Raw genomic sequence first — 11,464 nt, 5'->3', positions numbered from 1 at the left:
GGCCCCCGGCGGTATCGCCAAGGCCTGGGTCGGCGGCCCCTGCCTGGAGTCCATCGACATCGGCCGCTTCGAGGCGGCCATCAGCAAGGCCGGACCATACGGCGGCACATCCAACGGGAAACATCGTCCGCTTTCGGAAAAGGCCAAGGCCTATATCGAGCAACACGGGGTGCCCTATGGCTCCTGGTAGATCACTTACGGCCTGTGCCTGTCTGGCATTGACCGCCATCGCGCTGGTGCTGGCCGCCTGCGCCAGCACCCCGCCGCCACCGCGCGAGCTGGCCGGTCACTACGAGCTGGCCGGCGTGATGGAGATGGGCTCGCAACTGCTGCTCCATGAGCAGGGTTCGTTCGAGGCAGTGCTCTACTACGGCAACCTCGACATCCATGCACGAGGACGCTGGTCCATGGTGGGCGGGCAGGTCGAACTGGCGGTCAGGCCAAAGCCCTCGCTGCCCAGGGAGACGCTGGAGCTTGGCGTCAACCGTTACGCCGAACCTTCGGCGGCGCAGGACGACGGGCTTTACCGGCTCGGCAGCTTCTCGATGTCCTTCGACGCCATCGACAGCCCTCTCGAAGTGCGTTGGGTACTCGACGACGGCAGCGAACAGCAGACGGTATGGAACGGCAGCCTGTTCGAGGACCTGATCCTGCCGGTGCAGGCTGACAGCACGTTGAAAAGACTCGGCGTGCGCGCCGCCGGCTCCGGTGCCCGCTTCGAGTGGCTGCGGGTACGGCCCGGCGAACGGCACTTCTCGGTAGTGCGCACTCTCCACCGGGAAGGCGAGCCGAGGGCGTTCTTCCACGGGATGAGGCTGACGCCACGCGGCGACTGCCTGCTCGTGGACATGGGAGCCGCCACGGGATGCTACCGCCGACGCTAGGAACCCCGCCGCGCAAGCGCGCCGGACACGCAACGACAGGGATGAACCGTTAACGATGTCTTTCAACCACTACTACCAAAGCGAACTCACCGCCCTGCGCCAGCTCGGCAAGCGTTTCGCCGAGCGCAGCCCGGCGCTGGCGTCGTTCCTCGGCCAGAGCGGGCGCGACCCGGACGTCGAGCGCCTGCTGGAAGGCTTCGCCTTTCTCACCGGGCGTCTGCGGCAGAAGCTCGACGACGAGCTGCCGGAGCTGACTCATTCGCTGATGCACCTGCTGTGGCCGAACTACATGCGCCCGCTGCCGGCCTTCAGCATGCTGCAGTTCGACCCGCTGAAGCGTCCCGGCCCGGCGTTGACGGTGCCGCGCGACACGCCGGTGGAATCCCGTCCGGTGCAGGGCGTCAGCTGCCGTTTCCGCACCGCCTACGCCACCGAGGTGCTGCCGCTGGCGCTGCGGGCGCTGGACTATTCGGTCACCGGTACTGGCGCGCTGCTCAGCCTGCGCCTGCAGATGAGTGCCGAGGGGCATCTCGGCGAGCTGGGACTGCAGCGCCTGCGCCTGCATCTGGCCGGCGAGCCCTATATCAGCCAACTGCTCTATCTCGGCCTGTTGCGCCATCTCGGCAACATCGAACTGGTGGTGCTGGATGCCCAGGGCAAGCCGCTGAGCGGCTCGGACGACAAGCCTCTGAAGCCACTGCGGCTGGCTGCCGGACAGCTCGAACCGGTGGGTTTCGCCGAGGACGAGGCGCTGGTTCCCTACCCACTCAACACCTTCCGCGGCTACCGCTACCTGCAGGAATATTTCGTCTTTCCCGACAAGTTCCTGTTCGTCGATCTCAAGGGCCTCGACGTCCTGCAGCGCCTGCCGTCGGAGCAGCTCGAGCAGGCCCATGGCCTGGAGTTGCGCTTCGACATCCGCAAGGCCGGCGTGCAGCGCATCCGTCCGACCCTGGATAACGTGCGGCTGTACTGCACGCCGGTGGTCAACCTGTTCCAGCACGACGCCATCCCGATCCGCCTGGACGGCAAGCAGGACCAGTACCTGCTGCTCCCGGCCGAATACGACAGCCAGCAGTGCGGGGTGTTCTCGGTGGACCGCGTGACCGGCTGGAAGCCCGGCGGCACGGGCTACGAGGACTACGTGCCGTTCGAATCCTTCGAGCACGACCCCAGTTTCGACGTGCCAGTGGCGCGCCCGCATTACAGTGTGCGCCAGCAGCCTTCGCTACTCGACGAAGGCCAGGAAACCTGGCTGAGCTTCGGCCTGCGCAATCTCGACCGGCATGAAACGCTGTCCATCGAGCTGACCTGCACCAACCAGAACCTGCCGCGCGAGCTCAAGCCCGGCGATATCTGCCTGCCCAGCGAGGACACCCCCGAATTTCTCGGCTTCCGCAATATCGGCGCGGTCACCCCCAGCTATGCGCCGCCGCTGCAGCGCGACTACCTGTGGAAGCTGATCAGCAACATGTCGCTGAACTACCTGTCGCTGGCCAACGTCGAGGCGCTCAAAGTGATCCTCGAGACCTATGACCTGCCGCGCCACTACGACAAACACGCCGCAAGCGTCAGCCGGCGCCGCCTCGGCGGCCTGAAGCATATCGACCATGAGCGCGTCGACCGTCTTTACCGTGGATTGCCGGTGCGCGGCGTGCGAACCGAACTGACCATGGACCAGGACGGGTTCCTCGGCGAGGGCGACCTGTTCCTCTTCGCCTCGGTGCTCAACGAATTCTTCGCCCTCTACGCCAGCCTCAACTCGTATCACGAGCTGCACGTACGCAGCGAACAGGGAGAGATCTATCAATGGACACCACGCATGGGGCAGCAACCGCTGCTCTGAAGCCGCTCTATCGCGGCATCCGCGAGTACAGCCTGTTCCAGGGTGTGCTGCTGGTGCTCGACCGGTTGCGCGAGCTGAACGTCGGGCTGGACGAAGAGGTGCTCTATGAACGGCTGGAGTTCCAGGCCAACCCGAGCCTGGGCTTTCCCGGCAGCGACATCGACCAGGTTCAATTCTTCCAGGAGCACGGCGAATGGCGCGCACGCCTGCGCATCAACGTGGTCGGCCTGTTCGGCGCCGGCTCGCCGTTGCCGGCGTTCTATGGCGAACAGGCGCTGGGCGACAGCGACGACGGCAACTCGACCCGCGATTTTCTCGACCTGTTCAACAACCGCCTGCAGCGTCTGCTGTTGCCGATCTGGCAGAAGTATCGCTACCGCGCCCGCTTTACCAGCGGCGCGCAGGACCCCTTCTCCGAGCAGTTGTTCGCGCTCGTCGGACTCAGCGGCGAAGCCATCCGCAGTGCGCCGGAGCTGAACTGGAAACGCCTGCTGCCCTACCTCGGCCTGCTCAGCCTGCGCGCCCACTCGGCCGCGCTGATCGAGTCGGTCTTGCGCTACTACTTCAAGCACGCCGAACTGAACATCGAGCAATGCTTGGAACGCCAGGTGGAGATCCTCGCCGAACAGCGCAACCGCCTGGGCCTGGCCAACAGCCAGTTGGGCGAGAGCCTGGTACTCGGAGAGCGGGTGCGCGATCGCGGCGGCAAGTTCCGTATCCATATCCGCCGGCTCGACTGGGCGCGCTTTCACGAATTCCTGCCCATCGGCAGCGGTTACCAACCGCTCTGCGCCCTGGTGCGCTTCACCCTGCGCGACCCACTCGATTACGACCTACGCCTGGAACTGCGTCCCGAGGAAATCCGCGAGCTGCGTATCGGTGCGGACAATCCCTGCCGCCTCGGCTGGACCAGTTGGCTCGGGCGCGACCGCGCCGACGGCCTGGTCACCCTGGGCAGCAGCAAGGCGAGCGCCATGGCTGCGGCGCTATCAACGGATCATTAAGGACCGCGAGATGATCAATATCGACCTACAACAGCTGGTGCAGGCACTGGATGCCGAAACCAGACACGACCTGGAAAATGCCGCCGAGCGCTGCGCGGCACGCGGTGGCAGCAGGATTCTCGTCGAGGACCTGCTGCTCGGCCTGCTCGAGCGCCCCAACGGCCTGCTGCAACGGGCACTGCTGGATGCCGCGGTGGATGTCGGCGAACTGGCCCAGGCCCTGCAACCGCGCGGCGAATCCAGCGCGTCGCGCAACCCGGTGTTCTCCGCCGAACTGGTGCAATGGCTGCAGGACGCCCTGCTGGTCGCCAATCTGGAACTGGGCGCGAGCCAGATCGACCCGGCCGCACTGATCCTCGCCCTGCTGCGCAACCCGCTGCGCCATGCCGGCAGCCATTATCAGCGGCTGCTGGGCAAACTGAATGCCGAGCGCCTGCGCGAATTCGCCCTCAGCCAGCAGGCGCAGCCAACCGTCGCCAAGCCGGCCACTGGCGACGCGTCGAACCTCGCCCGCTTCACCCACGACTTCACCCAGCGGGCCCGCGACGGCAAGCTCGACCCGGTGCTCTGCCGCGATGCGGCGATCCGCCAGATGATCGACATCCTCGCCCGCCGAAGGAAGAACAACCCGATCGTGGTCGGCGAAGCCGGTGTCGGCAAGACCGCCATCGTCGAAGGCCTGGCGCTGCGCATCGCCGCCGGCGAGGTGCCGGAAGCGCTCAAGGGCGTGCGGCTGCTCTGTCTCGACCTCGGCCTGCTGCAGGCCGGGGCCAGCGTCAAAGGCGAGTTCGAGCGCCGCCTGCAAGGTGTGATCGACGAAGTCAAAGGCTCGCCCAAACCGATCATCCTGTTCATCGACGAGGCCCATACGCTGATCGGCGCTGGTGGCCAGGCCGGCGGCGGCGATGCGGCGAACCTGCTGAAACCCGCCCTGGCCCGTGGCGAGTTGCGCACCATCGCCGCCACCACCTGGAGCGAATACAAGAAGTACTTCGAGAAGGACCCAGCGCTGGCGCGGCGCTTCCAGCCGGTGCAGCTGCACGAACCGAGCGTCGCCGAGGCCACCACCATCCTGCGCGGGCTGGCGCCCGTCTACGAGCAGAGCCACGGCATCTATCTGCGCGACGATGCGGTGGCGGCGGCGGCCGAGCTGTCCGCCCGCTATCTCGCCGGCCGCCAGTTGCCGGACAAGGCGGTGGACGTGCTGGACACCGCCTGCGCGCGGGTGCGCATCAGCCTCGCCGCCGCGCCCGAGGCGCTGGAACGGCTGCGCGGCGAGATCGCCGAAGGCGAGCGCCAGCGCGAAGCCATGCGCCGCGATCTGGATGCCGGCCTGCCGCTCGACGGCGCGGCGCTGGACGCCCTGGAAAACCGCCTGATCGCCGTGCGCGCCGAGCTGGAACAGCTGACAGGCCACTGGGCCGCCCAGCGCGCGCTGGCCGAGCGCCTGCTGGACTTGCGCAAACAATGCGCCGCCGCGCGCCTGGCGGCGTCGGACGAAACCGCCGCAACACTGCCCGCCCAGGCCGAGCTGGAAGCCGAACTGCGCCGCGTGCAGAGCGAACTGGCCAGCGCGCAAGCGCAAGAGCGCCTGGTCAGCCACGAAGTCTGCCCGCGTCTGGTCGCCGAGGTGATCAGCCACTGGACCGGCGTACCGCTGTCGCAACTGGCCCGCGAGCACAACGCCAGGATCGTCACCTTCGCCGCCGACCTGCGCCAGCGCCTGCGCGGCCAGGAGCAGGCGATCGCCGCGCTGGACCGCGCCATGCGCGCCACCGCCGCCGGGCTGAACCGGCCCGACGCGCCGGTGGGGGTGTTCCTGCTGGTCGGCCCCAGCGGCGTCGGCAAGACCGAGACCGCGCTGGCCCTGGCCGACCTGTTGTATGGCGGCGAACGTTTCCTCACCACCATCAACATGTCCGAATTCCAGGAGAAGCACAGCGTTTCGCGGCTGATCGGTGCGCCGCCAGGTTACGTCGGCTATGGCGAGGGCGGCATGCTCACCGAAGCGGTGCGCCAGAAGCCCTATTCGGTGGTGCTGCTCGATGAAGTGGAAAAGGCCGATCCGGACGTGATGAACGTCTTCTACCAGATCTTCGACAAGGGCGTGGCCAACGACGGCGAAGGGCGCGAGATCAACTTCCGCAACACGCTGATCCTGATGACCTCGAACCTGGCCAGCGAGCGTATCGCCGATCTTTGCCAATCCGGTCAGCGGCCCTCGGCGCAGGATCTGGAGCAGGCCATCCGCCCGCAGCTGTCCCAGCACTTCAAACCCGCGCTGCTGGCGCGCATGCACGTGGTGCCCTACTACCCGGTCGCCGGCGACGTGTTGAACGAACTGGTCGCCCTCAAGCTGGCGCGTTTCGGCGAGCGCCTGCAGCGTCGCCAGCTGCATTTCAGCCACTGCCCGGCGCTGGTCGCACATCTGGCCGAGCGCTGCATCGGCGGCGACAGCGGCGCACGGCTGATCGACCGCCTGATCGATCAGCATCTGCAGCCGCGCGTGGTCGACCGCCTGCTCGAAGCCATGGCCGGCGGCGAAACCCTGCGACGCGTGCACGCCACGCTGGATGCCGACGGAGCGCTGACCTGTGAGTTCGCTTGAGCCGTCGGCGCTCGACCCGAGACCTCAACCGCTGCACTACGCCGAGGCCCTGCTGGAACGCTTCGCCGGGCTGGCGCGAGCGGCCTGCGCAGAGCAACTGCTCGGCGGGCTGGTGGAAACCGCGGCACAGCTGAGCGATTGCCCGCTGAGCCAGCTCTATCTGCTGGACGAGACCCATACCCGCCTGACCCTCTCGGCCGAATGGCGCGAAGGCCGATTGCAGCCACGCGCCACGACGAGCCTGCCCAGCGACTATGACGGCGAGCAGTTGCTGCAGTACTGCCTGTGCCAGAACCAGATGCTCTGCTTTCTCGAACTGGACCACAGCGTGCACGCCACCGGCTTCCTGCCGGAGAGCCCGAGCCCCTGGCGCAGCCTGCTCTGCCTGCCGTTGCCGGACGAGCGCGGGCACGTCGCCGGCCTGCTGCTCACCGCCAGCACGCAAACCCGCGACCTGCAGGTGGCCAGCGGCCCGCTGGTGCAGCTCGGCGCCTTCGGCATCGCCCAGCTGCACCTGCTGCAGCGCCTGCACGCGCCCGGCCACGCCGCCACGCAGTCTCCAGCCGGCTCCTCCTGCGTCAGCGGCTACGGCCTGATTGGCGACAGCCCGGGCATGCGCGCGGTCTACCAGTTGATCGGCAGGGTGCTGCACAGCCCGGTCAGCGTGCTGGTCACCGGCGAAACCGGCACCGGCAAGGAACTGGTGGCACGCGCCATTCACGATTGTGGCAGCCGGCGCAGCAAGGCCTTCGTCGCGCAGAACTGCGCCTCGCTGCCAGACCACCTGCTGGAAAGCGAACTGTTCGGCTATCGCAAGGGCGCCTTCACCGGCGCCGACCGCGACCGGACCGGGCTGCTCGACGCTGCCGACGGCGGCACCCTGTTCCTCGACGAGATCGGTGATATGCCGCTGGCGCTGCAGGCCAAGCTGCTGCGCGTATTGCAGGAAGGCGAGGTGCGCCCGCTGGGCAGCAGCGAGACGCACAAGGTCGACGTGCGCATCGTCGCCGCCACCCATCGCGACCTGCGCGCGCAGGTGGAAGACGGGCAATTTCGCGAGGACCTGTTCTACCGCCTCTCCAACTTCCCCATCGCCCTGCCGCCGCTGCGCGAGCGCGACGAGGACATCCTGCGCCTGGCGCGACATTTCGCCGACAAGGCCTGCACCTTCCTGCAGCGCGATTTGTGCCGTTGGTCCGATACCGCGCTGGCGCTTCTGGCAGGCTACGCCTTCCCCGGCAACGTACGGGAACTGAAGAGCCTGGTGGAGCGTGCCGTGCTGCTCTGCGAGGGTGGCGAATTGCTGCCGGAGCACTTCGAGCTACGCGTGGCAGCGGACCTTGAGCGCGGCATGAACCTGCGCGAGCGCATGGAGCGCGTCGAACGCAGCCTGCTGCTGGACTGCCTGCGCAAGAACCGCGGCAACCAGAGCCAGGCCGCCCGCGAACTCGGCCTGCCACGGCGCACACTGCTCTACCGAATGGAACGGCTGAACATCAGCCCGGACGATCTTTAAGGAAGGAAGATGCCATGCCACCGATGAAAGGAATCACCACCCTCGCCTCGAGCCTGCTGCTGGCCGCCTGCGCCAGCAGCACACCGAACGATCCAGCCCTGGCTGGCCATTACCTCCTGCAAGGCGCGATGGAGATGGGCTCGGAGCTGCTGCTGAACGAAGACGGCAGCTTCGAAGCGGCCATGTCCTACGGGATTCTCGATGTGTATACCCGCGGTCGCTGGAGCCAGTCCGGCGACCGGCTGACCCTGCACCGCGACCGCCCCGGGCACAACGTGTTCGCCCCCGACATGGACCTCGGCCAGCTCATCGACGGCATGCAGCTGCAGGTCCGTCCCGGCTGCCTGGCGATCGAGGCGCTGGATGTCTGCTACGCAAAGGCGCCAACCCGGCACGCCGCCCGCTGAACACCTACGAAAAACGGAGACATTCGTGAAAACCATCTATGGGTCCACCGCGCTGCTCGTCCTGGCGCTCGCGCTCGCCGGCTGCAGCGGCAACTACCGATTCAACGACGACCAATACCGCCCGCTGGGCGATCCGCAGGCCCTGAACCGCGGCAAGTGACCGCAAGGAGCGACACCACCATGGAACTGGTCTTCGATATGGTTGGCGCCCAGCAATTCGTGCCCGGGCTGTTGACCAGCAAAACCTTCAAGCAGGCCGGCGGCGTGATCGGCCGGGCCGAGGGCTGCGACTGGGTGATTCCCGACCGCAAGCGCGTGCTCTCCGGGCGCCATGCGGTAATCAGCTACCGCGACGGCGCCTTCTTCCTCACCGACACCAGCAGCAACGGCATCCAGCTCAAGGACAGCGGCGCCAGCCTGGTCAAGGGTCAGCCGCAGCGCGTCGAGCACGGCAGCATCTACCGCCTCGGCGATTTCGAGATCCGCGCACGGCTGATCCAGGACCCGGCGTCGTTCGAAGGCGACATCGGCCGGCCGCAACCGGCAGGCAGCATCATTCCCGACGACGCCTTCCTCGATCTCGACCCGCTGATCGCCATGGACCAGCAGGAGCGCGTCTACGCCGAAGTCGACGACCTCGACCTGACCCTCGGCGCCCCACAGCGTCAGGCCCAGCAGCGCGACTATGCGCGCATCGACATGGAAAGCCTGCCGCTGCCCGAGCTGGTCATGCCCCAGGCCGCGCCCGAACCCACGCCCGAAGCCGAGCCCGAGCGTATGCCACAGGGCTTCTGGGAGCGTTTCGGCGAAGCGCTCGACATCGATCTCGACGGGCTCGACGAGGACCAGCGCCAGGCAGTGGCGCTGAACGCCGCCCGCTTGCTCAGGCAGAACATCGCCGGCCTGCAGCAGAGCCTGCGCACCCGCAGCGAGCTGAAGAACGAGCTGCGCCTGGCGCTGACCACCGTGCAGAGCGCCGGCAACAACCCGCTCAAGCACAGCGCCGACACCCGCGAGGCGATGACCACCCTCCTGCGCGGCGGCAAGCCGGGGCAACTGCCGGCCGAACAGGCGATCGGCCGCGCCTTCCGTGACCTGCAGGCGCATCAGGTGGCCCTGCTGGCGGCCAGCCGCGCGGCGGTGCAGGCCATGTTCGAGCAGTTCGCCCCGGAGCAGTTGGCGCTGCGTTTCGAGCGCGACGGCCGCAAGCCGCTGATCGCCACCGCCGGCAGTCGCTGGCGCGCCTATCGGCGCCTGCACCACAGCCTCGGCCAGGACGGCGACTGGCGCGAACGGCTGTTCGCCCGCGACTTCGCCAGGACCTATGAGGAGCAGGTGCGCCTGATCGCCACGCTCGATTCCACCCATCAAGGATGATTCCCATGCCCCCTCGCATCACCCTGGCCCTGCTGGCCGCGCTGCTCATGCTGAGCGGCTGCTCGACGCTGTCGCCCTATTCCAGGCTGACCAAGCTGGACCTCGAACTGCACGGCAGCGACCGCCTCAACCCCGATCTCAACGGCCGTCCCTCGCCGATCGTGCTGCGCCTGCTGGAACTCAAGCACCCGGTGGCCTTCGAGAACGGCGAGTTCTTCGCCCTCTACCAGCGGCCCAAGGAAGCCCTGGCGCCGGATCTGGTGAGCTTCGAGGAACTCGAACTGCGCCCGGGCGAAAGCCGCGAGCTCAGGCTCTCGGTACAGGACGGCAGCCGTTACGTCGGCGTACTCGCCGCCTATCGCGACCTGCCGGAAGCCAGCTGGCGCTACGTCATCGCCCTGCCGCCGCAGGAGCGCACCCATGTTGCCCTGAGCCTGGACGAGCGCGGCATCGCCCCGTTCGATCCGCTCGCCGAAGAAGGGAAATGAGCATGAGCCTGCACAAAGTTGTCTGGCAGGAAGGCATGCTGCTGCGCCCGCAGCACTTCCAGCAGAATGATCGCTACTACGATCATCAACTCAAGGCGCGTACCCAGAAGCTGGCCAACTACGCCTGGGGCTTCTTCACCCTGGAGATCGACCGTCAGTTCCTCAACCAGGGCAAGCTGGTGCTCAGCCAGGCCAGCGGCATTCTCCCGGACGGTACGCTGTTCGAGCTGGGCAACGAGCGCGAGCCGCTGGCCCTGGACATTCCGCCGAACACCGGCAGCACGCCGGTGTACCTGGCGCTGCCGCTGGTCACCGGCAACCACATCGAAACCCGTCGTCCCGAGCAGAAGGACGTGCTGGCACGCTATACCGCCCATGAGCGTGACGTCGCCGACTCCAATGCCGGCGACAGCAGCACCAGCCAGGTCAGCACCGGCCTGCCGGATTTCCGCCTGCTGCTCGGCGAACAGCAGAGCGACCAGGCCTACGTGAAGCTGCAGCTCTGCGAGGTGCTGGACACCACGCCGGACGGTGTGATCGGCCTCGACCCGGAATTCATCCCCACCTACGTCAACTTCCAGGCCTCCGGCTACCTGCTGTCCTGCCTGAAGGAAGTGATCAGCATGCTCGCCCACCGCGGCGACACCCTCGCCGAGCGTATCAGCGCCACCGGCAAGGTCGGCGGCGCCGAAGTCGGCGATTTCATGATGCTGCAGCTGATCAACCGCCACGAACCGGTGCTGCGCCATTACCTGGGCGTCGAGCAGGTGCATCCGGAGCAGATCTATCGGGACCTGCTCGGGCTGCTCGGCGAGCTGGCGACCTTTTCCGGCGAGAGCAAGCGTCCGCGCCTGGATGGCCGCTATCAGCACAGCGACCAGGGCGCCAGCTTCCGCAAGCTGATGGATGCGATCCGCCAGGTGCTGTCGATGGTGCTCGAACAGCACGCCATCGAGCTGCTGCTGCAGCAGCGCCAGTACGGCATCCAGGTGTCGCCGCTGCACGATCACAAGTTGCTCGGCTCAGCCTCCTTCGTGCTCGCCGCCAGCGCCCAGTGCGACTCGGAGACCCTGCGCACGCGCCTGCCGGCGCACCTGAAGATCGGCCCGGTAGAGCGCATCCGCCAGCTGGTCAACCTGCATCTGCCCGGCATCCGCCTCAAGCCGCTGCCGGTGGCGCCGCGGCAGATCCCCTTTCACGCCGGCAAGACCTATTTCGCCCTGGAACTCAGCGCCGAGGACCAGGCGCAGCTGGAGCGCTCCGGCGGCTTCGCCTTCCATGTGTCCGGCGACTTCGCCGGGCTCGAACTGAAATTCTGGGCGGTCAGGGACTAG

11 protein-coding genes are annotated in these 11,464 nt (G+C 67.3%); all 11 read left to right on the top strand.

Going from position 1 to position 11,464, the window contains the following annotated elements; genetic code table 11:
• Positions 1 to 190 (top strand): DUF2931 family protein (locus IN820_RS07330; RefSeq protein WP_193680345.1); only part of this gene is annotated, 190 nt, incomplete at its 5' end.
• Positions 177 to 884, top strand: coding sequence for a hypothetical protein (locus IN820_RS22535; RefSeq protein ID WP_235989092.1), 708 nt, complete (start codon positions 177 to 179; stop codon positions 882 to 884). The genes IN820_RS07330 and IN820_RS22535, both read left to right, overlap by 14 nt.
• 55 nt (positions 885 to 939) lie before the next feature.
• Positions 940 to 2,730, top strand: coding sequence for a type VI secretion system baseplate subunit TssF (gene tssF, locus IN820_RS07320; protein ID WP_193680344.1), 1,791 nt, complete (start codon positions 940 to 942; stop codon positions 2,728 to 2,730).
• Positions 2,694 to 3,734: a type VI secretion system baseplate subunit TssG gene (tssG, locus tag IN820_RS07315; protein ID WP_193680343.1), complete on the top strand. Its 1,041-nt coding sequence runs from the start codon at positions 2,694 to 2,696 to the stop codon at positions 3,732 to 3,734. Before tssF ends, tssG begins: the two co-directional genes overlap by 37 nt.
• Before the next feature lie 10 nt (positions 3,735 to 3,744).
• Positions 3,745 to 6,342 (top strand): type VI secretion system ATPase TssH, encoded by a 2,598-nt coding sequence (gene tssH, locus IN820_RS07310; RefSeq protein WP_193680342.1) that lies wholly within the window; start codon positions 3,745 to 3,747, stop codon positions 6,340 to 6,342.
• Positions 6,329 to 7,858: a sigma-54 interaction domain-containing protein gene (locus tag IN820_RS07305; protein ID WP_193680341.1), complete on the top strand. Its 1,530-nt coding sequence runs from the start codon at positions 6,329 to 6,331 to the stop codon at positions 7,856 to 7,858. The genes tssH and IN820_RS07305 overlap by 14 nt, the downstream gene beginning before the upstream one ends.
• Positions 7,859 to 7,872: 14 nt before the next feature.
• Entirely contained in the window at positions 7,873 to 8,265 is a 393-nt protein-coding gene (locus IN820_RS07300) for a hypothetical protein (RefSeq protein WP_193680340.1), read from the top strand.
• A 25-nt stretch (positions 8,266 to 8,290) separates the two neighbouring features.
• Positions 8,291 to 8,425 carry a type VI secretion protein gene (locus IN820_RS07295; protein WP_193680339.1) on the top strand — a complete coding sequence of 45 codons (135 nt, stop codon included), beginning with the start codon at positions 8,291 to 8,293 and terminating at the stop codon, positions 8,423 to 8,425.
• 20 nt (positions 8,426 to 8,445) lie between these two features.
• Complete coding sequence (gene tagH, locus IN820_RS07290; RefSeq protein WP_193680338.1) at positions 8,446 to 9,642, top strand: type VI secretion system-associated FHA domain protein TagH; 1,197 nt, start codon at positions 8,446 to 8,448, stop codon at positions 9,640 to 9,642.
• A gap of 5 nt (positions 9,643 to 9,647) precedes the next feature.
• Positions 9,648 to 10,130, top strand: a complete 483-nt coding sequence (gene tssJ / locus IN820_RS07285; RefSeq protein WP_193680337.1) for a type VI secretion system lipoprotein TssJ — start codon at positions 9,648 to 9,650, stop codon at positions 10,128 to 10,130.
• A gap of 2 nt (positions 10,131 to 10,132) precedes the next feature.
• Complete coding sequence (gene tssK / locus IN820_RS07280; RefSeq protein WP_193680336.1) at positions 10,133 to 11,464, top strand: type VI secretion system baseplate subunit TssK; 1,332 nt, start codon at positions 10,133 to 10,135, stop codon at positions 11,462 to 11,464.

The sequence above is a fragment of the Pseudomonas lopnurensis genome (genome assembly GCF_015070855.1).
GTDB classification, from domain to species: domain Bacteria; phylum Pseudomonadota; class Gammaproteobacteria; order Pseudomonadales; family Pseudomonadaceae; genus Stutzerimonas; species Stutzerimonas lopnurensis.
This window is presented reverse-complemented; position numbering and strand designations above follow the sequence as displayed.

Excerpts from the sequence above, each read along its gene's own strand:
- IN820_RS22535 (WP_235989092.1), top strand. The coding sequence starts at position 177 with ATGGCTCCTGGTAGATCACTTACGGCCTGTGCCTGTCTGGCATTGACC.
- tssF (WP_193680344.1), top strand. The coding sequence starts at position 940 with ATGTCTTTCAACCACTACTACCAAAGCGAACTCACCGCCCTGCGCCAG.
- tssG (WP_193680343.1), top strand. The coding sequence starts at position 2,694 with ATGGACACCACGCATGGGGCAGCAACCGCTGCTCTGAAGCCGCTCTAT.
- tssH (WP_193680342.1), top strand. The coding sequence starts at position 3,745 with ATGATCAATATCGACCTACAACAGCTGGTGCAGGCACTGGATGCCGAA.
- IN820_RS07300 (WP_193680340.1), top strand. The coding sequence starts at position 7,873 with ATGCCACCGATGAAAGGAATCACCACCCTCGCCTCGAGCCTGCTGCTG.
- tagH (WP_193680338.1), top strand. The coding sequence starts at position 8,446 with ATGGAACTGGTCTTCGATATGGTTGGCGCCCAGCAATTCGTGCCCGGG.
- tssJ (WP_193680337.1), top strand. The coding sequence starts at position 9,648 with ATGCCCCCTCGCATCACCCTGGCCCTGCTGGCCGCGCTGCTCATGCTG.
- tssK (WP_193680336.1), top strand. The coding sequence starts at position 10,133 with ATGAGCCTGCACAAAGTTGTCTGGCAGGAAGGCATGCTGCTGCGCCCG.